Source organism: Crassaminicella indica (assembly GCF_019203185.1).
Taxonomy (GTDB): domain Bacteria; phylum Bacillota; class Clostridia; order Peptostreptococcales; family Thermotaleaceae; genus Crassaminicella; species Crassaminicella indica.
The window spans coordinates 1,777,333-1,801,421 of record NZ_CP078093.1; the positions used below are offsets into that span (position 1 = coordinate 1,777,333).

19 protein-coding genes and 1 other annotated feature are annotated in these 24,089 nt (G+C 32.5%); of the genes, 17 read left to right on the forward strand and 2 right to left on the reverse strand.

What is annotated here, in order from left to right; all coding sequences use genetic code 11:
* Positions 1-33 precede the first annotated feature (33 nt).
* The 11 genes from KVH43_RS08335 to KVH43_RS08385 all read left to right on the forward strand — a co-directional run bounded on the left by KVH43_RS08335 (position 34) and on the right by KVH43_RS08385 (position 12,790).
* On the forward strand, positions 34-1,335 hold the full coding sequence (locus KVH43_RS08335) for a UDP-glucose dehydrogenase family protein (RefSeq protein WP_255547716.1): 1,302 nt from the start codon (positions 34-36) through the stop codon (positions 1,333-1,335).
* Positions 1,332-2,315 carry an NAD-dependent epimerase/dehydratase family protein gene (locus KVH43_RS08340; protein ID WP_218282094.1) on the forward strand — a complete coding sequence of 328 codons (984 nt, stop codon included), beginning with the start codon at positions 1,332-1,334 and terminating at the stop codon, positions 2,313-2,315. The genes KVH43_RS08335 and KVH43_RS08340 overlap by 4 nt, the downstream gene beginning before the upstream one ends.
* Before the next feature lie 380 nt (positions 2,316-2,695).
* Positions 2,696-2,969, forward strand: a binding site (T-box leader).
* Between the two features lie 125 nt (positions 2,970-3,094).
* Positions 3,095-3,367 carry an acetolactate synthase small subunit gene (ilvN, locus tag KVH43_RS08345; RefSeq protein WP_218282095.1) on the forward strand — a complete coding sequence of 91 codons (273 nt, stop codon included), beginning with the start codon at positions 3,095-3,097 and terminating at the stop codon, positions 3,365-3,367.
* A gap of 57 nt (positions 3,368-3,424) precedes the next feature.
* Positions 3,425-4,417, forward strand: a complete 993-nt coding sequence (gene ilvC, locus KVH43_RS08350; RefSeq protein WP_218282096.1) for a ketol-acid reductoisomerase — start codon at positions 3,425-3,427, stop codon at positions 4,415-4,417.
* A 31-nt stretch (positions 4,418-4,448) separates the two neighbouring features.
* A complete protein-coding gene (gene ilvB / locus KVH43_RS08355) occupies positions 4,449-6,098 on the forward strand; it encodes a biosynthetic-type acetolactate synthase large subunit (protein WP_218282097.1) in 1,650 nt (549 codons plus the stop codon).
* Between the two features lie 126 nt (positions 6,099-6,224).
* A complete protein-coding gene (cimA, locus tag KVH43_RS08360) occupies positions 6,225-7,799 on the forward strand; it encodes a citramalate synthase (protein ID WP_218282098.1) in 1,575 nt (524 codons plus the stop codon).
* 12 nt (positions 7,800-7,811) lie between these two features.
* On the forward strand, positions 7,812-9,074 hold the full coding sequence (gene leuC, locus KVH43_RS08365) for a 3-isopropylmalate dehydratase large subunit (RefSeq protein ID WP_218282099.1): 1,263 nt from the start codon (positions 7,812-7,814) through the stop codon (positions 9,072-9,074).
* 11 nt (positions 9,075-9,085) lie between these two features.
* Positions 9,086-9,580: a 3-isopropylmalate dehydratase small subunit gene (gene leuD / locus KVH43_RS08370; protein ID WP_218282100.1), complete on the forward strand. Its 495-nt coding sequence runs from the start codon at positions 9,086-9,088 to the stop codon at positions 9,578-9,580.
* A gap of 31 nt (positions 9,581-9,611) precedes the next feature.
* Positions 9,612-10,682 (forward strand): 3-isopropylmalate dehydrogenase, encoded by a 1,071-nt coding sequence (gene leuB, locus KVH43_RS08375; RefSeq protein WP_218282101.1) that lies wholly within the window; start codon positions 9,612-9,614, stop codon positions 10,680-10,682.
* Positions 10,683-10,819: 137 nt separating this feature from the next.
* Positions 10,820-12,193 carry a glycosyl hydrolase family 18 protein gene (locus KVH43_RS08380; protein ID WP_218282102.1) on the forward strand — a complete coding sequence of 458 codons (1,374 nt, stop codon included), beginning with the start codon at positions 10,820-10,822 and terminating at the stop codon, positions 12,191-12,193.
* Positions 12,194-12,424: 231 nt separating this feature from the next.
* Entirely contained in the window at positions 12,425-12,790 is a 366-nt protein-coding gene (locus KVH43_RS08385) for a phage holin family protein (protein WP_218282103.1), read from the forward strand.
* Between the two features lie 20 nt (positions 12,791-12,810).
* Here KVH43_RS08385 and KVH43_RS08390 read toward each other — a convergent pair whose 3' ends face one another.
* Entirely contained in the window at positions 12,811-13,494 is a 684-nt protein-coding gene (locus tag KVH43_RS08390) for a DUF421 domain-containing protein (protein WP_218282104.1), read from the reverse strand.
* A gap of 489 nt (positions 13,495-13,983) precedes the next feature.
* Here KVH43_RS08390 and KVH43_RS08395 point away from each other — a divergent pair, with 489 nt between their 5' ends.
* From KVH43_RS08395 to KVH43_RS08415, 5 genes are all read left to right on the forward strand, one after another.
* The gene (locus KVH43_RS08395; protein WP_218282105.1) at positions 13,984-14,136 is read left to right on the forward strand and encodes a DUF1657 domain-containing protein; all 153 of its coding nucleotides are present in this window, start codon (positions 13,984-13,986) and stop codon (positions 14,134-14,136) included.
* 11 nt (positions 14,137-14,147) lie between these two features.
* On the forward strand, positions 14,148-14,627 hold the full coding sequence (gene spoVAC, locus KVH43_RS08400) for a stage V sporulation protein AC (RefSeq protein ID WP_218282106.1): 480 nt from the start codon (positions 14,148-14,150) through the stop codon (positions 14,625-14,627).
* Complete coding sequence (gene spoVAD / locus KVH43_RS08405) at positions 14,628-15,629, forward strand: stage V sporulation protein AD (RefSeq protein ID WP_218282107.1); 1,002 nt, start codon at positions 14,628-14,630, stop codon at positions 15,627-15,629. It begins immediately after the preceding gene.
* A gap of 17 nt (positions 15,630-15,646) precedes the next feature.
* Positions 15,647-16,000, forward strand: coding sequence for a stage V sporulation protein AE (gene spoVAE, locus KVH43_RS08410; RefSeq protein ID WP_218282108.1), 354 nt, complete (start codon positions 15,647-15,649; stop codon positions 15,998-16,000).
* Positions 16,001-16,222: 222 nt separating this feature from the next.
* Positions 16,223-19,657 (forward strand): pyruvate carboxylase, encoded by a 3,435-nt coding sequence (locus tag KVH43_RS08415; protein ID WP_218282109.1) that lies wholly within the window; start codon positions 16,223-16,225, stop codon positions 19,655-19,657.
* 49 nt (positions 19,658-19,706) lie between these two features.
* On the opposite strand, the gene KVH43_RS08420 is transcribed toward KVH43_RS08415, so the two are convergent.
* The gene (locus KVH43_RS08420; protein ID WP_276572120.1) at positions 19,707-21,452 is read right to left on the reverse strand and encodes a flavocytochrome c; all 1,746 of its coding nucleotides are present in this window, start codon (positions 21,450-21,452) and stop codon (positions 19,707-19,709) included.
* Positions 21,453-21,677: 225 nt separating this feature from the next.
* Between KVH43_RS08420 and KVH43_RS08425 the strand changes: the two genes are divergently transcribed.
* Positions 21,678-24,026, forward strand: a complete 2,349-nt coding sequence (locus tag KVH43_RS08425) for an ATP-dependent DNA helicase (protein WP_218282110.1) — start codon at positions 21,678-21,680, stop codon at positions 24,024-24,026.
* Positions 24,027-24,089: the final 63 nt, after the last annotated feature.

Genomic DNA, 24,089 nt, shown 5'->3' on the forward strand with positions numbered 1-24,089 from the left:
TTTATAGATACTAAATAGTAGGAGGGGGAAATATTGAAGATCGGAGTAGTTGGAGGTCTTGGACATATTGGGCTTATTCAAGCTGTATGTTTGGCTAAAATTGGATACAAAACTATTGCTTATGATATAGATAAGATGAAGATAGAAGGTATATTAAAGGGGAAAATGCCTTTTTATGAAGAAGGCTTAGCAGAATTGATAATGGAAACTATAAATAAAAATTTACTTAAGTTTACTTCTAATATAAAAGATCTAAAGAGAGCAGATATTATTTTTATATGCGTAGGAACACCTTCTTTTCCAAATGGTGAGGCGGATTTATCTCAGGTATATTCAGCAGTAGAACAAGTGGCTGAAAATAGAGATAGTCATTGTATTGTGGTAATAAAAAGTACAGTTTCTGTAGGAACATGTCGTAAATTAACTGATAATTTAAAGAATAAAGGACTTTCAGAGAGGATTACGATTGTTTCAAATCCTGAATTTTTAAAGGAAGGTTCTGGTATAAAAGATTTTTGGAATCCAACAAGGATTATTGTGGGGAGTGAGATAGAGCAAATTGGTAAAGAAGTTTCAAAATTATATCAACCACAAGGAGTTCCAGTACTTTTGACTAGTTGGGAAAATGCTGAAATGATTAAGCTTGTAAGTAATGCTTTTTTAGCTACTAAAATTTCTTTTATTAATGAAATATCATTTTTATCTGAAAAAGCAGGAGCAGATATTAGAATTATCAGTAAGGGTATTGGGCTAGATCCAAGAATAAATCCTCATTTTTTAGAAGCAGGGGTGGGTTTTAGTGGTCCATGTCTTGAAAAAGATTTGAAATCTTTGATATATCAATTTCAAAAAAAACAAGAAAAAGCTAGTATATTAGAGTCAGTTTTACAAGTAAATGAAAGACAACGGCAAAGAATAATAGAAAAATTGGAAGAACAATTAGGAACTCTAAAAGGCAAAAAAATAGGTGTTTTAGGTATGGCTTTTAAGGAAAATACAGATGATGTGAGACGATCTCATAGCTTAGAAATTGTGAAAAATATTATAGCTCAGGGGGGAATTGTAACTGTTACTGATCCTTGTGTAAAAAAGCCTGAAGATGGTGGAATTTCTAAAGAAGAATTGTCAAATGTTGAGTGGGTAGAATCACCATTAGAAGCCGCAAAGGGTAAAGATGCTATTCTCATATTGACAGCATGGGAAGAATATAAAAAATTAGATATTGATAAGGTAAAAGAAGCTATGATAAATCCACTTATTATTGATGGTAGAAATTTATTTGAGGTAGAGGATATGAAAGCAAAAAATATTCATTATATAGGGGTGGGAATATGAAATGTTTAGTTACAGGTGCAGCTGGTTTTGTTGGTTCTCATCTTTGTACGACTTTACTAGAACAGGGAAATGAAGTATGGGGATTAGATGACTTGAGTACAGGAAAAAAGGAGAATTTAGATCATCTTAACGAAAATGCTTGCTTTCATTTTAAAGTAGGCTGTATATCTAATGAGAATTTATTATCTGAGCTTATTAAAAAAGTTGATATAATTTATCATTTAGCTGCTATTGTGGGGGTAAAGCGATATGTGGAAGATCCAGTAAAAGTAATAAATGTAAATGTATGCTACACATCTAAATTGTTGGAGATAGCATGGAAATTAGGAAAGAAAGTTGTATTTACTTCTACATCTGAAATATATGGTAAAAGTGAAGATATTCCTTTTAAAGTGGAAGGAAACAGAGTTTATGGTCCTTCTACTACGAATCGGTGGTGTTATGCTGTATCAAAAACTGCAGATGAACATCTATGCTTAGGGTATGCTAAACGAGGTCTTCCTATAGTAATTCTTCGCTATTTTAATGCATATGGACCTCGTGCTGATACTTCACCTTATGGTGGTGTTATTACTAGATTTATTTATCAGGCTCTTATGGGTAAACCATTAACTGTACATGCTGATGGAAGCCAAACCCGTTGTTTTACCTATATAGATGATATTATAAAAGGAACAATTGAAGCAGGCAAGCGTTCTGAGGCAGAAGGGAAAATTTTTAATTTAGGGAATCATCGTGAAATATCTATTTTAAATTTAGCGCATAATATTTTGGAAATATCAGAAATTAAAGGAAAGATTATTTTTCAACCTTATGAAGAATTTTATGGACTTAGTTATGAGGATATTCCTAGAAGAAGTCCTGATTTGTCTATAGCAGAGCAAATATTAGATTATTTTCCTATTATAACTCTTGAAGAAGGTCTAAAGAAAACCTTAAATTGGTATAAAAAACGGTTATGTAATCAATATAGTATTTAAATAGAAGAATTGGGAAAAAACCCAGTTCTTTTTAATTAGGTTTTAATATTGTTTATTTATAGGGATCCAACTTCAACATAAAAAAAGAAATATATAAAGATAAGTGAATGACTTCGATAACTTTTGTAAAAAAACTTACTGAAATTTCATAAAAAATACGTTAAGAACCTTCATTGTTTGAACGAAGTGAGTTTTGAAGGTTTAGTATTTTTTCATGGAATGAAGTTTTGTTTTTTCAAAAGTTATCTGGAATGAACTATCTTTTATATTTCATTTTGATGTTGTTTACCTATATAAAAAAAATAAAAAAATTTAAAAAAAAGTATTGACGAAGGATAAATTTGATAGTACAATATGTTTAATCCATTTAACAGAATATTTTAATAGTTATGACGGAGAGAAAAATACTTGTTCTTTGATTACAGAGAGCTGACGTTTGCTGAGAGTTAGTATCAAAGTAGTATATAATAATCACTCCTGAACTGCTTAGCCGAAACAAATTTTGGAGTAGGTGAGGCCGGGATTCTACAGATTGTAGAAGTGCCACCGTTATATGGCTAGGGTTAAAAGCTTTGTCTTTGGACCTGAAGAGTCAATTCATGCGAATGAATTGTAAATTAGGGTGGTACCACGGGAAAATCTCTCGTCCCTAGGATATAAGTATTTGTATCTTAGGGATGGGAGATTTTTATATATTCTTTAAGTAAAGTCAAGTACAAAATAAGCTTGTTGTATAAGAAAAAAATACAGAATATTCAAAAAAATAAGGAGGCGATAATATGAATCGTGTTTTGTTTGCAGAGGTGAATAATCAACCAGAGGTATTGATGCGTATTCTTGGTCTTTTGAGAAGAAGAGAATTTCACATAAAGAGTATTAGCATGGTAGAAGCAGAAAATCCGACACTTGCACATTTGATGATTACAACAAAAGAAGAAGTTAAAAGTATTGAAAGAGTTATGCGTTCAATGGAAAAAATCATTGATGTTTATAATGTAAAAGCGGTAGATGAAAATATGAAAAAAGAACTTAGCTTATATAAGGTAATGTAAATATTTTTAAATATTTATAAAATATAAAGAAAAAGAAGATAAAGGGAGAGATGAAAAATGGCAAAAATGTATTATGAAAAGGATGCAGCATTAGAATTATTTCAGGGGAAAAAAGTATCAGTTATAGGCTTTGGTAGTCAAGGTCATGCTCATGCACTGAATTTAAAAGAAAGTGGAGTAGATGTAGTTGTTGGTCTTTATAAAGGAAGTAAGTCTTGGGAAAAAGTAAAGGAAAGTGGACTTGAAGTGATGACAGTAGCTGAGGCTGTAAATGCTAGTAATGTAGTAATGATGCTTGTACCTGACGAAAAGCAGGCAAAGCTTTATAAAGAAGAAGTACAGCCTTATCTTAATGAAGGAGATGCATTAGCATTTGCTCATGGATTCAATATACACTTTAATCAAATTGTACCTCCTAAAAATGTAGATGTTTTTATGGTTGCACCAAAAGGGCCTGGACATTTAGTAAGAAGAGTATATGAAGAAGGTGCAGGGGTTCCAGCATTGTTTGCAGTATATCAAGATTATACAGGAAAATGCAGAGATTTAGCATTAGCTTATGCTAAAGGAATAGGAGCAACAAGAGCAGGTGTTTTAGAAACTACCTTTAAAGAAGAAACAGAAACAGATTTATTTGGAGAGCAAGCAGTACTTTGTGGTGGAGTTACAGAGCTTATTAAAGCAGGCTTTGATACATTGGTAGAAGCTGGATACCAACCAGAAATTGCATATTTTGAATGTCTTCATGAAATGAAATTGATTGTTGACTTATTATACGAAGGTGGATTTGAAAACATGCGTTATAGTGTTAGTGATACAGCAGAATATGGAGATTATATGGTTGGTAGAAGAATTATAAATGAAGAAACAAGAAACGAAATGAAAAAGGTATTAAAAGAAATTCAAACAGGAAATTTTGCAAAGAATTGGATTACAGAAAATATGGCCAATAGACCAGTATTTACTGCCATGAAAAAAGCAGAACTTGAGCATCCAATAGTAGAGGTTGGAAAAAATTTAAGAGCAATGATGTCTTGGCTAAAAAAATAAGTTTATAAGGATAGGGAGGTAGGCATAAGTTATGAAACTTACTGGGGCAGAAATTATACTAGAATGTCTAAAGGAACAAGATATAGATAAAATATTTGGATATCCAGGGGGAGCTGTGATTCCTTTATATGATGCTTTATATGACAAAAAGGATTATTTTGAACATATACTTACTTGTCATGAACAAGGAGCGAGTCATGCAGCCGATGGATATGCAAGAAGCACAGGTAAGGTAGGTGTTTGCTTTGCAACATCAGGCCCTGGAGCTACAAATACAGTAACAGGCATTGCAACTGCATATATGGATAGCGTGCCACTAGTAGTCATAACAGGGCAAGTGCCTGCCAACCTTTTGGGAAAAGATTCATTTCAAGAAGTAGATATTACAGGTATTACATTACCTATTACGAAGCATAATTATTTTGTAAAGGATGTTGAAAAATTAGCAGATATAATCAGGGAGGCCTTTAAAATTGCTAAAAGTGATAGACCAGGACCAGTGCTTGTTGATATTCCTAAAAATGTATTTTTAGAAAAAGCATATTATGTAAAAAAAGAAGTACTTAATGAAAATATTAGATCATGTATTGTTGAAAATAAGGATATAATTAAAGCGGCAGATATTATAAATAATGCATCAAAGCCTGTCATATATGCAGGTGGAGGGATTATTTTATCTGAGGCATCTAAAGAGTTGTATAAATTATCTACTAAGGCAAATATTCCTGTTGTGAATACATTAATGGGACTAGGGAGTTTTCCAAGAGATCATGAGTTATCTTTAGGACTTGTAGGAATGCATGGTAAGAGAGAAGCAAATTTAGCTGTTTGCGGTAGTGATTTAATAATTGCAATTGGTGCTAGATTTAGTGATCGCGTTATCGGAATTGCAGAAGAATTTGGACCAAAGGCGAAGGTTATTCATATAGATATTGATGCATCAGAAATAGGGAAAAACAAAGATGTTGATTTGTGGATTTTAGGGGATGTAAAAAAGGTTTTATCTGATATTGTAGATTTACTTATTCACAGAGATAGAAATAAATGGCTTGAAGAAATTGAAGGCTTTAAAGTAAAGAAAAAACTAGAAGGATTTCGTGCTGAAAATATTTTAGCTTGTGCCTATAAGGTATTGGGAGATGAAACGATTGTTACTACTGAAGTAGGGCAGCATCAGATGTGGACAGCACAGCATTTTCCATTTAAAAAACCAAGAACCTTTATCTCATCTGGTGGATTAGGTACTATGGGTTATGGACTAGGAGCAGCTATTGGTGCACAAGTGGGTAATCCTGATAAAAGGATACTTCATATAGCAGGAGATGGAAGCTTTAGAATGAACTGCAATGAGCTTGCCACAGTAGCAAAATATAAGCTGCCTATAATTACATTGCTTTTTAATAATCAAACATTAGGAATGGTCAGACAGTGGCAGAAAATGTTTTGCAATAGGCGATATGCAGAAACAGATATGACGCAGGAAGTAGATTATATAAAATTGGTAGAAGCTTATGGATTAAGAGGAGATAGAGTGGATAATTTATTTGATCTAGAGGAAGCTTTAAGACATGCTGTGAAATCAGGAAAAGGCACAGTGATTGAATGTATATTGTCAAAGGACGATTGTGTATTTCCTATGGTTCCACCTGGAGCACCTATTAATCAGATGATTTTAGAATAATTTGCTATGGAAAAATTTATATACGAATGGGCAAATAGAGAAAAGGATGTAAAAATATCTCAAGAGTCCCTGAATAAACTTCAGGGGCATTTTTTGCAACCAAATATAGGTGAGAGGAGGTATAAAATGGAGAAAAAAGTAAAAATATTTGATTCAACCTTAAGAGATGGAGCTCAAGGTGGAGGCGTTTCCTTTTCTGTGGAAGATAAGATCAAAATAGTAAAAGCTTTAGATCAATTAGGTGTAAGTTATGTTGAAGCTGGTAATCCAGGATCTAATTTTAAGGATTTGGAATTTTTCAATAAGATAGAGAAAATCAATCTTAAAAATTCAAAGCTAGTGGCTTTTGGAAGTACTAGAAGAAAGGGAATTAAGGTTTCAAATGATGAAAATGTGAAATCACTACTTACAGCAAATACAGAGGTAGTAGCTATATTTGGAAAAGCATGGGATTTTCATGTAACAAAGATTATAAAAACTTCTCTAGAAGAAAATTTGAAAATGATAAAAGAGACTATTCGATTTTTGAAGGATAGAGGAAAAGAAGTTATTTTTGATGCAGAACATTTTTTTGATGGTTACAAAGAAAACCCAGAATATGCTTTTGATGTTTTAAGAGCAGCAGTAGCTGGAGGTGCTGATAGTTTAGTATTATGTGATACAAATGGGGGTGCTTTTCCAAACGAGGTGTATGCAGCTACAAAAAAAGTAGTTGAAGCTTTTTCGGTGGAAGTAGGGATTCATTGTCATAATGATTGTGGTATGGCTGTTGCAAATTCTATTATGGCAGTAGAAGCAGGGGCTGTTCAAGTGCAAGGAACCTTTATTGGTATTGGGGAGCGATGTGGTAATGCAAATCTTTCCACATTGATTCCAAATATACAAATGAAGAAAGGTCTTTATTGTATACCTGATAAGCATTTAAAAAAGCTTACATCTAGTGCAAGATATATTGCTGAAATTATAAATGTTCCTTTAGATGGCAGTATGCCTTATGTAGGGAATAGCGCTTTTGCTCATAAGGGTGGAATGCATATTGATGGGGTAAATAAAGAAGCACATTCTTTTGAACATATGAATCCAGAGCTTGTTGGCAATAGAAGAAGATTTCTAATGTCAGAAGTTTCAGGAAAGACTACGATCCTTCCGATGCTTCAAAAGCTTGATACAAGGATTAGTAAAAATTCGCCAAAAACACAAGAAATTATAGATAAGCTAAAAAGACTTGAACATATGGGGTATCAATTTGAAGGAGCAGAAAGTTCATTTGAGCTGATTATTAGAAAGCACTTGGGAAAATACAAACCATTTTTTGAATTAAAATATTACAAAGTTATTGAGGAAGAGCCTTTCAATAATAGAGAAGGAAGTTCTTCTGCATTAATTAAGGTAATGGTAGATCAAAAAGAAGAGATAACTGCTACAGAAGGAAATGGACCTGTAAATGCATTAGATAAAGCATTAAGAAAAGCACTTGAAGTATTTTATCCAAGCTTAAAAGCTGTGCATTTAACAGACTATAAGGTGAGAGTATTAAATGCTGAGGATGCAACAGCAGCAAAGGTAAGAGTGTTGATTGAATCTACTGATGGGAAAGAAGTGTGGAGCACAGTAGGTGTATCTACAAATATTATTGAAGCAAGTATGATTGCACTAATAGATTCTATTGAATATAAGCTTATAAAAGATTCAGAAAGCTAGGAGGAATATATTATGGGAATGACTATGACGCAAAAAATATTAGCAGCACATGCAGGACTTGATTATGTAAAACCGGGACAATTTATTGAAGCTGATTTAGATATTGTACTGGGAAATGATATTACAACACCTGTTGCCATAAAAGAATTTAGAAAAATGGGTGCAAAGGAAGTTTTTGATAAAAAGAAAGTAGTGATTGTACCAGATCATTTTACACCCAATAAGGATATTAAAGCAGCAGAGCAATGTAAAATGATTCGTGAATTTGCATATGAAAAGGAAATTGAAAATTATTTTGAAATAGGAGAGATGGGAATTGAGCATGCACTTTTACCAGAAAAAGGATTGGTTGTAGCAGGAGATGTAGTAATAGGAGCTGATTCTCACACGTGTACTTATGGGGCATTAGGAGCTTTTTCAACAGGGATTGGAAGCACAGACATGGCAGCGGGAATGGCAAGAGGAAAATGTTGGTTTAAAGTACCGAGTGCTTTAAAATTTGAATTAAAAGGAAAACTGCAAAAATGGGTAAGTGGAAAAGATGTAATTCTTCATATTATAGGTATGATTGGTGTAGATGGAGCTCTTTACAAATCTATGGAGTTTATGGGAGAGGGATTAAAATATTTATCTATGGATGATCGCTTTACTATGGCAAATATGGCGATAGAAGCAGGAGGAAAAAATGGGATTTTCATGGTAGATGAAAAAACTATAGCATATATGAAAGAGCATAGTCAAAAGGAGTATAAAGTTTATGAACCAGATGAAGATGCAGAGTACGAGATGACTTATGAAATAGATTTAAGTAATATAAGACCAACAGTAGCATTTCCACATTTACCAGATAATACAAGAACTATTGATGAAGTAGGAGATGTAAAGATAGATCAGGTGGTGATTGGTTCTTGTACAAATGGTAGAATAGAAGATTTAAGAGTAACAGCTGAAATTTTAAAGGGTAGAAAGGTTGCTAAAGGGGTTAGAACTATTATATTCCCTGGAACACAAAAAATTTATCTACAGGCTATACAAGAAGGATTAGCTGAAATTTTTGTAAAAGCAGGAGCTGCTTTTAGTACACCAACCTGTGGACCATGTCTTGGAGGTCATATGGGAATCCTTGCAAAGGGAGAGAGGGCAATTGCTACAACGAACCGTAATTTTGTAGGAAGAATGGGACATCCAGAATCAGAAGTTTATCTATCAAGTCCAGCAGTTGCAGCAGCTTCAGCTGTGGTAGGGAAAATTGCAAACCCTGAGAATTTAGAATAGGAGGAAAAAATATGAAAAAAAGAGGAGTAGCTTTTAAATATGGTGACAATGTAGATACAGATGTTATTATTCCAGCAAGATATTTGAATACATCAGATCCAAGTGAGCTTGCAAAGCATTGTATGGAGGATATTGATAGGGATTTTGCAGAAAAAGTGAAAAAAGATGATGTTATTGTAGCCAACAAAAATTTTGGCTGCGGTTCTTCTAGAGAGCATGCTCCAATAGCGATTAAGGCTAGTGGCGTATCATGTGTTATTGCAGCTACCTTTGCAAGAATATTTTACCGCAATGCATTCAATATAGGGCTACCAATCCTTGAGTGTGAAGAGGCAGTAAAAGGAATTGATTTAGGAGATGAAGTAGAAATAGATTTTGAAACAGGTGTTATTTTTAATGTAACAAAGAATGAGACTTATAAGGCAGAGCCTTTCCCACCATTTATACAAGAGATTATTGCAAAGGATGGGCTTGTGAATTATGTTAGTGAGAACATGATTGATTAGAACATATACTAACAGATTGGAGGCAATAATAATGAAATATAATATAGCAGTAATTCCTGGAGATGGAATAGGACCTGAAGTAGTAAGGGAGACTATTTTGGTGCTTGAAAAAATAGGTGAGCTTTATCGACACAAATTTAATTTTACTGAAGCTTTAGCAGGAGGCTGTGCTATTGATGCATGTGGAGAACCCCTTCCAGAAAAAACTTTAAAGGTTTGTAAAAGCAGTGATGCAGTATTACTTGGTGCTGTAGGGGGAGAGAAGTGGGATAGTCTTCCTGGCAATAAAAGACCTGAACAAGCTTTGTTAGGACTTAGAAAATCTTTAGGACTTTATGCAAATCTTCGTCCGGCAATACTCTTTGAGCAATTAAAGGATGCTTGTCCTTTGAAGTCCGAAATTATAGGAGATGGTCTTGATATTTGCGTAGTTCGTGAGCTTACAGGTGGAATTTATTTTGGAGAAAAGGGACAGAAGAATACAAATTTTGGAAAATCAGGCTATGATGTAGAAATATATAGTGAAGAAGAAGTAAGAAGAATTGCAAAGGATGCTTTTGAAATTGCAATGAAGAGAGATAAGAAAGTAACAAGTGTAGATAAAGCAAACATATTAGAAAGCTCTAGACTTTGGAGAAGGGTGGTTAAAGAGGTAGCTGTAGATTATCCTGAAGTAACATTAAATCATATGTATGTAGATAATGCAGCTATGCAGCTTATAAGAAATCCAAAGCAGTTTGATGTTATTGTTACAACAAATATGTTTGGAGATATTTTATCTGATGAAGCAAGTATGATTACAGGTTCTATAGGAATGCTACCGTCTGCAAGCTTAGGAGGCAATATAGGTATGTATGAACCAGTACATGGCTCAGCACCAGATATTGCAGGAAAAGATTTGGCAAATCCTATTGCTACAATTCTTTCTGCGGCTATGATGCTTAGATATTCCTTTGATTTAGAAAAGGAAGCTTATAGTATAGAAAAAGCTGTAAAAAAAGTACTAGATCAAAATTATAGAACAAGGGATATTGCTAGTGAAGGAGCAGAAGTAATTGGTACAAAGGAAATGGGAAGATTGATAAGAGAAGCATTAATTTAATAGAAGTTTTTCGTTGAAGTCAGTTTTTTATAAAAATCATAAAATAATGTCATGAGAAAATAAAAAATGAATAACTATTTTTTTGGCAAATGAATAAGATAATATAGATAAACAACTTTTAATAAGGGGGTGAATATATGCGGAGTAGTTCAAGTATTATTTATACTGTTCAAACTGGAGATACGCTATACAATATTGCTAGAAGATTTAATACAACAATAGAGGATATTATGAAATTAAATGGATTAACTAGTACGGAATTAATACCTGGTCAACGTCTTAAAATTCCTCTATATACGGAGGTAATTGTCAATGTGGATGTTGCAAACATTCGCAAAGGACCTGGTACTTATTATCCAATAATAGCACAAATGAATAGAAATGCACGTCTTCCTGAAGTAGGAGCTTGGAAGGATTGGAAAAAAGTGAAGTTGTTTGATAATAATAAAGGATGGATTCGAAAAGATTTGGTAAAGGTATATATACATGACGGAGAAAGACCAATAATAGGGAATTTAGGGTTTTATACGCTAGAAGAAGGACCTACATTACCTAGTTCTTATGATTCTTTTGTGAAGAATACATTTGCTATATCGGAAACAGGGCTTTTCTTATTTCAAATTAATAAGAATAATCCAACAGAAATTGTAAAATTTGGGGATTTTACAGATGAGTATGTAAAAGATATTGTATCTATTGCTCATAGGCAGAATATTAAAGCTTTACCTGTTGTGCATAATTTATTATACAAAGATGGAGGAACAAAAACCTCAAAAGATGTAGTAAAAACTTTAGTTTCAAATAAGCAAAATCGTCAAGCATTTATTCAAAATGTTATCAAGCTTATTGAAAAATATGATTTTGATGGAGTAAATATTGATATTGAAGATGTTTATTTAGAAGACAGTAAAAATTTATCAGCGCTGTATACAGAACTAGGAGAAGCCTTAAGAAAAAAAGGATACTATCTATCAGGATCTATTCCTGCTAGAGTAAGTGATGAGCCATTTAATCCTTTCTCTGATCCATTTGATTATGAGATAATTGGAAAGGCAGTAGATGAATTTGTTGTAATGCTTTATAATGAGCATGGATGGCCTGGAAGTGGGCCAGGGCCTGTTGTTTCAATAGGATGGATGGACAGAGTATTAAATTATGCAAAGAGTAAAATGATGGCGGAAAAAATTGTAGGTGCTGTTTCTGTATTTGGATTTGATTTTAATCTAACTACAGGGAAAAACACTTATGTAACTTATGATATGGCTATGAAGCTTGCAGATAAATACAATAAGGAAATTATTTTTGATGAAAAGACACAAACACCAACCTTTGCTTATGTTGATGAACAAGGAAATCAACATGAAGTATGGTTTGAAAATAAAGATAGTATTTATGAAAAGGCTAAAAAAGTATGGGAATTAGGTGTAAAAGGACTTGCACTTTGGAGACTTGGCATGGAGGATCCAAATATGTGGCCAATGCTTAAAGAAGACGTAGTAATAAAAAAATGATAAATATATAAAAGCTCATATTTTTAAAAAATATGAGCTTTTACATATTATCATTATTAAACTCAATAAAAATAGATATTGCTTTTGTAGAGATTTTTTATTGCTGTTGATTATATTGAGGTTCTTCGTTCTTTACAAAATCAACTCTTCCTTGAAGGGTTTGAGAAAAGCATACATAAAAATACCTTTAAGAACAAATACTGTATGTATACTACATAGGAGGTGAAGTAATTGGAAGAGAAAAAAAAGGAAAGAAATAATACTAGTATAGGAGGTATGCTATTAAGAATTTTAGTATCAATGATTGTATTAGCAGTTGCTGCATTTTTAACACCATATTTTTCGATAGCTGGATGGATTCCTTTACTTTTAGCTGCAATAGCTATTGGGATCATAGATTATTTAATAGAAAGCTTTACTGGATTTGATGCTTCTCCTTTTGGTAGAGGGATTACAGGATTTGTTGTGTCAGCAGTAATTATTTACTTAACAGGAACGCTTGTTAGAGGTGTGAATGTAACATTTTTAGGAGCAATTTTAGCAGCATTTGCTATAGGGATTATCAATATGATTATTCCTGGAAGAAGTGTATTATAAAAGCCCAGATTTTCTGGGCTCTATTTTTTTTCAAATGGTTGTATAAATAATCCATCATCTTCAAGCCATTCTGCATAAAAAACATCTTCAAACTTTTTGATGTTTTGAGCTTCGAGCTGTGCTTTTAACCAATTTTCATTAAATCCACTAGCTCTTACATTATCCCATAAAACTACGCCATCACTTATTAAGGTGATTGGTAAATAGACTGGCTTTGCTGGCAAGTTTAAATCTTTTCTTGTTGGTGTTGTATAATCTGATTTTTTTAATATAGAAATTTTTCCATCTGATTCTAAGATAACATATTCAATTTCACGTATGGAAAAAACATCTTTTTGCCTGAGCAAATTTAAAAATTCATTTATATCTAGTTTGTTTTTTTTCAATTCATTTCGATCAATTTTTCCTTTACGGATTAAAATGGAAGGATTTTCTTCTAAAAGAGCTCTAGTTTTCATAAACTTTTGTGTTATAAGCTCGATAACAAACATTAATAATCCCCACAAAGACATAGCAAATAGAACGTGAAGAATATCTGTTTCTTTATCGTATATTGCATTTCCTAATAGTTCGCCTAAAACAAGAGCAGAAATAAAATCAAAGGGAGTGATTTGACTAAGCTGTCTTTTTCCTAAAATTTTCATGATTATAAATAGTGCTATAAATCCAACAATGAGTTCAATAGCTGTATGAATCATATGCATATATTATATACCTCCTAATTTTAAAATCTATAGATAAACAACTTCACTTATCTTTATATATTTCTTTGTTAATGCTTATATTGTTTATCTATAGGGATCCAACTTCAAAATGAAATATAAAAGATAGTTCATTCCAGATAACTTTTGAAAAAACAAAACTTCATTCCATGAAAAAATACTAAACCTTCAAAACTCACTTCGTTCAAACAATGAAGGTTCTTAACGTATTTTTTATGAAATTTCAGTAAGTTTTTTTACAAAAGTTATCGAAGTCATTCACTTATCTTTATATATTTCTTTGTTAATGCTTATATTGTTTATCTATATAAATAATAGATTTAACAAAAATAAGAAAATATAAACATATTTTGATGAAGAAGAAATGAAAAGGCCATAATAAATAAAAAGAGATTATATGACAATTTGTGAATGAATATAAGAAAACAGTGGAAAAATAAGATAAGAAGAAATATGAAATGAGGGATGAGCTTGACAGTAGCTTCAAAAGTAAAACAGACTTTAGCTAATTTAAAGGGAATTAAAAGTACTATGCAGTTGTATTTTATACAAACAGAAGATAAAAATGCTAAAGCTATATATGAAGAAGCTATTAAAAAGCTAAAGCCATATTTATTACATTAGAGGAGATGCATATGTCTAGTAAAAAAAATAAAAAACTAACACCTATACAACAGGAATATCAGAAGTTTGCGAAAATGAGAGAACCAAAGAGAAAAGTTTTTCGAAATACTTTAAGAGCATTTATTGCTGGTGGAATTATTTGTACAATTGGACAGGCTCTTCAATTATTGTTTATCAAATATTTTGATTTTACAGAAACAACAGCAGGAAATCCAGCTACAGCAGTTTTGATTATGACTACAGTATTACTTACAGGCTTGGGGGTATATGATAAAATTGCCCAATGGGCTGGTGCTGGAACTATTATTCCAGTTACAGGCTTTGCCAATACAATAGCTTCTTCTGCTATTGAACACAGGAGTGAAGGCTATGTATTAGGAGTAGGAGGAAATATGTTCAAAATTGCAGGACCGGTGATAACTTATGGAGTCTTTTCAGCCTTTGTAGTGGCACTTATAAAAATTACAATAAAATGGTTAGGAGGAATATAGATGCTTAAAGGACATCAGACATGGGTATTTTCTTCCAAACCTGTCATATTATCATCTGCTGCTGTTGGAGGACCATTTGAAGCACAAGGAAATTTAGCAGATGATTTTGACATCCTTCATGATGATTTGTGGTTAGGACAAGATAGCTTTGAAAAAGCAGAAAAAAAGATGCTAGAACAAGCTTGTGAAAAAGCTATTGAAAAAGCAGGAAAGAAAAAGGAAGATATGGGATTTTTCATTAGTGGAGATTTAATGAATCAAATAATATCAAGCAGTTTTACTGCACGTACCTTAGGAGTACCTTATTTAGGTATTTTTGGTGCATGTTCTAGTTCTATGGAAGGGTTATCTTTGGCATCTTTACTGATAGATAGCAATTGTGCAGAATATGTTATAGCAGGAGCGTGCAGTCATAATGCATCAGCTGAAAAGCAGTTTAGATATCCAACAGAGTATGGTTCACAAAAGCCTCCTACAGCTCAGTGGACTGTAACAGGAGCAGGTGCAGCAGTATTAGGGAAAAGTGGAGAAGGACCGAAGGTTGTTTCAGCTACAATTGGAAGGGTGATAGATATGGGAATATCTGATCCTTTTAACATGGGAGCTGCTATGGCTCCAGCAGCTGTTGACACTATCGAAGCTCATTTTAGAGATTTAGATATTGAACCAAATTATTATGATTTGATTGCTACAGGAGACCTCGGAGCGGTTGGACATAGGATTGCTGGAGATTTACTCATAAAAAATGGAATGAAAATTCCAACTGAAATTTTTACAGACTGTGGATTGTTGATCTATAAGGAAGAACAGAAGGTTATGGCAGGAGGTAGTGGCTGTGGATGTTCTGCAGTAGTTACTTATGGACATTTTTTAAATAGATTAAGAAAAGGGGATTTAAAAAGAATTTTGATTGTAGCAACGGGTGCTTTGATGTCTCCTATGTCTTATCAGCAAAAAGAGAGCATTCCTTGTATTGCTCATGCTGTATCTATTGAGATATAGAGAAGGGGTGAAAAACTTTGGAAAAATTTATTTGGGCTTTTATTGTGGGAGGAGGAATATGTGTAATTGGACAAATTATGCTAGATGTATTTAAGCTTACGCCTGCCCATACGACAAGCACTTTAGTTGTGGTAGGAGCAATACTTGGAGGACTTGGGCTTTATGATCCACTTATAAAATTTGCAGGAGCAGGAGCTTCTGTACCTATATGCAGCTTTGGCAATGCTCTTGTAAAGGGTGCTTTGATGGAAGCAAAGAGAAATGGGGTTATTGGAGTACTTACAGGAATATTTGAAGTAACGAGTGCAGGTATTTCTGCTGCGATTATTTTTGGGTTTTTAGGGGCTTTGATTTTTAAACCAAAAGGATAAATAAACCAATAGATAGCAAAATGAATATATTGAATAAAAGCAGGATTTTCTGCCTGCTTTTTTGATGGAAGTAAAATCACAATATATTTATATAAATGGGAAAATATTTCGAAAAATCACTTGTAGAAAGATGCAATATATTATAAAATAATGTAATTATAAGCGAATATTTATACCCTTTTAAAGGAAAATGTTTGCATTTATATGAAAGTGGGGGATATTATGAAAAAGTTCAAAAGAGTTTTAGTGGCAAACAGAGGAGAGATTGCCATAAGGATATTCAGAGCTTGCAGTGAACTTGGAATAAGAACTGTAGCCATTTACTCTGATGAAGATAAAAACTCTCTTTTCCGAACAAAAGCAGATGAATCTTATCTAATAGGTAAAAATAAAGGGCCAGTGGAAGCTTATTTAAATATGGAAGAAATAATAAAAATTGCATTAAAAAAAGGTGTAGATGCAATCCATCCAGGATATGGATTTTTATCAGAAAACACAGAGTTTGCTAGAAGATGTCAAGAAGCAGGAATAGAATTTATTGGACCAACTCATGAAATGATGGATCAGCTAGGAGATAAGATAAAATCGAAATTAGTTGCAAATCGTGTAGGAGTACCAACTATACCGGGAGTAGAAAAGCCAGTAACAAATGATGAAGAAGCAGTTGAATTTGCAAGATACTGTGGATATCCAGTAATCCTTAAAGCTGCTGCTGGTGGTGGCGGAAGAGGCATGAGGATTGTAAGAGACGAAAAAGAGCTCTTAACAGAATTTCGTAGTGCAAAAAACGAAGCAAAAAAAGCATTTGGAATTGATGATATTTTTATTGAAAAATATCTTGAAAAGCCAAAGCATATAGAAGTACAAATATTAGGAGATAAATATGGAAATATCGTACATTTATATGAAAGAGATTGTTCAATTCAAAGAAGGCATCAAAAAGTAATTGAGTTTACACCTGCTCTTTCTATATCAGAGGAGCAAAGACAAAAAATATGTAATGATGCATTAAAGATTGCAAAAGCTGTAAATTACCAAAATGCAGGAACTGTTGAATTTTTAGTAGATATGCATGGAAATCATTATTTTATTGAAATGAATCCTAGAATTCAGGTGGAGCATACGGTAACAGAGATGGTAACAGGAATAGATATTGTGCAGAGTCAGATTTTAATTGCACAAGGATATTCACTAGATTCGAAAGAAATTGGTATTCAATCACAAACAGATATAGTTCCTCGCGGATATGCTATTCAGTGTAGAGTAACAACAGAAGATCCATTGAACAACTTTGCACCCGATACAGGAAAGATTGATATTTATCGAACAGGTTCAGGCTTTGGTTTAAGACTAGATGGAGGAAATGGATTTACAGGAGCTATTATAAGTCCTTATTATGACAGCCTTTTGGTAAAGGTTACTTCATGGTCTAAAAGCTTTGAAGATGCTATAAGAAAAGTTCATAGAGCGATCAGGGAGATTAAGGTTAGAGGAGTAAAAACAAATATTCCATTTCTTGTAAATGTATTAAATCATGAAGCATTTAAAAAAGGTCAATGTGATACAGGATTTATTTCTGATAATCCAGAGCTTTTTGAGATTTCTCCAAAAGAAGATAAAGAGCTTAAAGTACTTAAATTCATAGGAGAAAAGGTAGTAAATGAAACAAAAGGAAATAAGATAGAATTTGATGTTCCTGTTGTACCGAGGGTTAATATGCCAAAGGATTTAAGAGGAACGAAGCAGCTCTTAGAAGAGAAGGGACCAAAGGGTGTTGTAGCATGGATTAAAAATCAAAAAAAATTATTATTAACAGATACAACTATGAGAGATGCTCATCAATCTCTTATGGCAACAAGAATGAGAACAAAGGATATGAAAAAAATCGCAAAAGCTACTTCTGTTTTAGCAAAAGATTTATTTTCCTTAGAAATGTGGGGAGGAGCAACCTTTGATGTAGCTTATAGATTTTTAAAAGAATCACCTTGGGAGAGATTGGAAGTCCTTCGCAAAAAGATACCAAATATATTGTTTCAAATGCTTATTAGAGGGTCGAATGGAGTAGGATATAAAAACTACCCAGATAATGTTATAAGAGAATTTATCAAAGAATCTGCAAATAGTGGGATTGATGTATTTAGGATATTTGACTCATTAAACTGGCTAAAGGGTATGGAAGTGGCAATAGATGAAGTATTAAAGAGCGGCAAAATTGCCGAAAGCTGTATTTGTTATACAGGAGATATTTTGGATGAAAGTCGAGATAAGTATACATTAGATTATTATGTAAAAATGGCTAAAGAAATAGAAAAAATGGGTGCTCATATATTAGGAATAAAAGACATGTCAGCACTCCTTAAGCCACATTCAGCTTATAAGCTTATTAAGGCACTAAAAGATGAAATTAGTATTCCAATTCATCTGCATACCCATGATACAAGCGGAAATGGTGTTGCAACAATTCTAATGGCAGCACAAGCAGGTGTTGACATTGTAGACACAGCCTTTAATAGTATGGCAGGACTTACGAGTCAACCTGCATTGAATTCAGTTGTTGCAGCTCTTGAGAATACTACTAGAGATACAGGATTAGTTCTTGATGATTTACAAAAAATTGCTGATTATTGGTCAGATGTAAGACCTGTTTATAGTCAGTTTGAATCAGATTTAAAATCAGGAACAGCAGAAATTTACAAGTATGAAATTCCTGGAGGTCAATACTCTAACCTAAAGCCTCAAGTAGAAAGCTTTGGACTAGGTCATAGATTTAATGAAGTAAAAGAAATGTATAAAACAGTAAATGAAATGTTAGGAGATATTGTGAAAGTTACACCATCTTCTAAAGCAGTAGGAGATATGGCTATTTTTATGGTTCAAAATGATTTGACACCTGAAAATATTTATGAAAAGGCAGCAGACATGGCATTTCCGGATTCTGTGGTTGCATACTTTAAGGGAATGATGGGGCAACCTATGGGAGGATTTCCAGAAAAGCTTCAAAAGCTGGTATTAAAGGGAGAGAAACCTATTACTTGTAGACCGGGAGAACTTCTTCCACCTGAAGATTTTGATAAAATAGAAAAGGATTTAAAAGAAAAGTTTGATATAGAGCCTACAAAGAAAGAAATATTAAGCTATGCATTGTATCCAAAGGTATTTGAAGAGTATTTAAAATATATAAAAGAATATGGAGATTTTACTAAGATGGGCAGTGATATTTACTTCCACGGATTAAGTGAAGGAGAAACCTGCCAAGTAGAAATAGCTGAAGGAAAGGTGTTAGTCATTAAGCTTTTAGAAATCGGCAGATTAGATGAAGAAGGAAATAGAACTGTAACCTTTGAAGTAAATGACAGCACAAGAGCTATAAAAATTTATGACAAAACTAATGGAGAAACAAAGAAAATAGACAATTTTAAACAAAAAGCAGATCCAAATAATCCGCTAGAGATAGGAGCTAGTATCCCAGGTAAACTTATAAAGGTTCTCGTGAAAGAAGGGGAAGCTGTAAAGGAAAATCAAATCGTTGCAATCGTAGAAGCAATGAAGATGGAAACAAATATTACAGCTCCAGTAAAAGGGGTAGTAGAGTCTATTATTGTTAAGGAAGGTCAGCAGGTAGAGTCAGGAGAATTATTGATAAAATTAAGTGAATAGGCTTTGCTAATAAAGAAAGATCCGTGTTTTATAAAACACGGATCTAATATTATTTCAAATTTTTACAAGCACTATCTCCAGCAATTTTGCCAAATACAATGATGTCTGTTAATGAGTTACCCCCTAGTCGGTTTGCGCCATGAATACCTCCAGTTACTTCTCCAGCTGCAAATAATCCTTTGATTATTTGGCCATCTATATTTATAACTTCAGCTTTTTCATTAATTTTTATACCGCCCATTGTATAGTGAACAGCAGGTGCAACTTGAATACCATAAAAATTAGGTTTTTCAATTTTAAATTTCATAGATTCTCTACCAAAATCTTCATCTTTTCCATTAGAGACAAAGCTGTTGTATTTTTCAATAGTTTTTTGTAATTCATTTGCGTTTATATGCAAAGCTGTAGCCAATTCCTTTAAAGATTTAGCTTGCGTTAATAGTCCTTCATTAGAGTATTTTTCTATTGCCTTTAAGCTTTTTCTTATATTTTCATCAAATATGAGAAAGCTTACATGATTTCTTTGATTCAATTCTGCTTGAGAAACTACATCTCGTGTTGCTAGTTCGTTGACAAATCTTTTTCCTAGTTTATTTACTAGAATAGCTCCATTACCTCTTACGGCTTCTGTGATCAGATGATTATCATTAGGGATAACTGTTGGATGGATTTGAATTTCTTTCATATCAACAAAAGCAACATTTAAATCTTTAAGGAGTTCAATAGCATCTCCTGTAGCACCTGGACTGTTAGTTGTACCAAAGCCTTTCAAATCACTTCTGTATTTTTTAACCAAATCTTGATTAGCTCCAAATCCTCCTGTTGCTAAGATTACTGACTTGGCATAAATATTATAAGATTCTCCGTCTAATGTTTTTACACTAATACCTGTGACCTTTTCACCATCATATAATATTTTAGTAGCTTTTGTAGCAATTCTTATATCAACACCCAAATCTTTTGCTGTTTTTTCTAAAGTATCAAATAATTGCTCTCCTACAGCATATCCTCCCTTTGGCCTATGGGCACGATCTACACTAGAACCACCTAATCTTCCTACATCAGATAGATCCATTCCATATTTTGTCAACCATTCTACTATTTTAGAAGATTCATTAGCTAATATCCTCACTAAATTTTTATCATTTATATATTTTCCTCCCTTTAATGTATCTTCTATAAACTTTTCAGGAGTATCATTTATGTTTTTTAATTTTTGAAATCTTGTTCCTGATGCATTTAGTCCTCCTGTAGCAAATTTTGTATTGCCTCCGAGGATAGGCAGTTTTTCTACTAATAGAACATCTGCACCATTTTCTTTAGCTTCTATAGCAGCTGTAAGACCTGCTCCGCCTCCTCCTACGACAACAATATCTGTATGAACATCTTCGATATTTTTATTTTGAGAACTATTTGTTAAAGCTACTAGAGGGATACCAGATTTTTTTACAGCATCAGCAATGGCGTTTTTTATATCCTTACTGCTTTTTGTAGCGCCAGTTACACTGTCTACAGACAAGCTGTTGTTTTTTATTACTTTTTCAGCAATAAACTTAAAAACATTTTTTGCCATTTTAGATTCTTTGTTTTCTAATATTTCAATATTAGTTATTTTTCCATCTTCTATGGATACAGCTACTTTTACTTTTCCTCTTTTTCCCATGGACTCTCCAATATATTTTCCTTCTAAATTTACAGTAGGATGATCCTTCATATATCTATAGCCTATAACAAATACAACAAGAACTAGTCCTATAATCAAAAAACTTAGGATTTCTTTTGTTTGTTTATGCAACTTATTCATCTCCTTTTGTCATTTTATAGATAACTAACTCGAAAATTAAATAAAATAATATCCATACCATCATACATAAATATTATAGTAAACTTCTACCTCTTTTGCCAGTGGAGTAAATTTAGATATAGCTTAAAAAGTATTTTGGTAATCATCTTATGTTTTATAAGTACAAATATATGTATAATATAATAAGAACATATAGGATATTGAAGGGTTGATTATATGAAAAATACAAAGGAAATAAAAATATCCGTTAGAAATATAGTAGAATTTATATTGCGTTCTGGAGATTTGGATACGGGTTTTAGAAGTATGACAAGAGCAGTAGAAGGAACAAGAGCTCATCAAAAGGTGCAAAGGAATCAAGATGAAAATTATGAAGCAGAAGTTATATTAAAACATAAATTTGAATATAAAGGATATACATTTTTAATTGAAGGTAGAGCAGATGGGATTATAAAAGAAGCTTTATCTATTTGTATAGATGAGATAAAATCTACTACAAAGCCACTTGAAAGTATTGATGAAAATTATAATAAAATTCATTGGGCTCAAGCGAAATTTTATGCGTATATTTATGCTCTGCAAAATGAATTAAATACTATTGATGTGCAGTTAACTTATTTTCATTTGGAAACAGAAAAAATTAAGTATATAAGAAAAAAATTCAAATTTGAAAATTTAGAAGAATTTTTTTATGAAGTTATAGACAAATATATAGTTTGGGCAAATTTTACTTTTGATTGGTCTAATATTCGTGATGATTCAGTGAAAAAATTAACTTTTCCTTTTGAGAGGTATAGGATTGGACAAAGAGAACTTGCAGTTTTGGTTTATAAAACCATTAAGGAGCAGAAAAAGCTGTTTTTACAAGCACCCACAGGAATAGGAAAAACTATCTCAACTCTTTTTCCAGCAGTGAAGGCTTTTGGGGAAGGACTTACTTCTAAAATATTTTATTTAACAGCAAAGACTATTACACGACAGGTGGCTCAGGAAGCTTTTATAAAAATGAGAGAAAACGGATTAAGAATCAAAACGTTGACTTTAACAGCTAAGGACAAGATATGCTTTAAAGAAGAAAGAAACTGTGAACCAGAATATTGTGAGTATGCAAAGGGACATTTTGATAGAGTGAATGATGCTATTATTGACATACTTCAAAATGAAGATGAATTATCTAGGTCGGTGATAGAAGAATATTCAATAAAGTATAATATTTGTCCATTTGAGCTTTCTCTAGATTTAGCTACATGGTCAGATGTCCTTATTTGTGATTATAATTATATATTTGATCCTAGAGTATCTTTAAAAGGCTTGTTTGAATTTCATAATAATGATTGTACATTTTTAATTGATGAAGCACACAATCTAGTAGATAGAGCTCGTGATATGTTTTCAGCAACTCTTTACAAGAAGCCTTTTTTAGAGCTAAAAAGAATATTTAAGGACAAAGAGCCTAGCGTTGCAAAAGCATTAGATAAACTCAATAAGTATATGCTCAAAGTAAAGAAGCTTTGTGATGATAAAAGCTATTACATACAAAAAGAAATGCCAGAGGACATATTGTATTTATTAAATAGATTAATATCTGAGAGTGAAGAATTTCTAGCTACTAAAAAAGGAGCAGAAGGACATAAAGAATTATTAGAGTTATTTTTTGAGTGTTTAGCTTTTATAAGAATAGGAGAGCTTTATGATGATAGGTATGTAACTTATGTAGAGAAGGAGAATAATGATGTATTGTTGAAAATGTTTTGTCTTGACCCTTCTTATTTATTAAAAGAAGCTATCAAAAGAGGAAAATCAGCAATATTTTTTTCAGCTACATTATCACCTATAGATTATTTTAAGGAGATATTAGGGGGCGATGAAGAAGATAAGACGATTATATTGCCTTCACCCTTTGAACAAAAGAGTCTATGCCTAATGATAGCAAATAATATTTCAACAAAATATAAGGATAGAGAATATAGCTACGATAGTATAGTAGATTATATAAAAGCAATCGTATCCCAGAAAAAAGGTAATTATTTAATATTCTTTCCATCTTATAAATATATGCAGGATGTTTATGAAAGGTTTCAAGAAAAGTATCATGAATATAATACAATGATTCAATCAAATACTATGAATGAAGAACAAAGAGAAGCATATCTATTAAAGTTTGAAACAGACTCTAAAAATACGTTAGTAGGCTTTGCTGTAATGGGAGGAATGTTTTCAGAAGGAGTGGATTTAAAAGGGGATAGATTAATAGGTGCAATTATTGTAGGAGTGGGACTTCCACAAATATGTTTAGAGAGAAATATCATAAAAGATTATTTTGATAAAAAAAATAATAAAGGCTTTGGATATGCATATACTTATCCAGGAATGAACAAGGTCTTACAAGCAGCAGGAAGAGTTATTCGTACAGAAAAAGATAAAGGAGTAGTACTTTTAATAGATGAAAGATTTAACTACTCAAGCTATAAAAGAATATTTCCTAAGGAATGGAATCATTATTCTGTAATAAATTCAGAAAAAGAGATGGTAAAAAAATTAAAAGAGTTTTATATAGATGAATAGACGGAGTAACATTTATTTGTATTTGTTATTTACATAGAATAAGGAAACCTGATTATGTTTCTT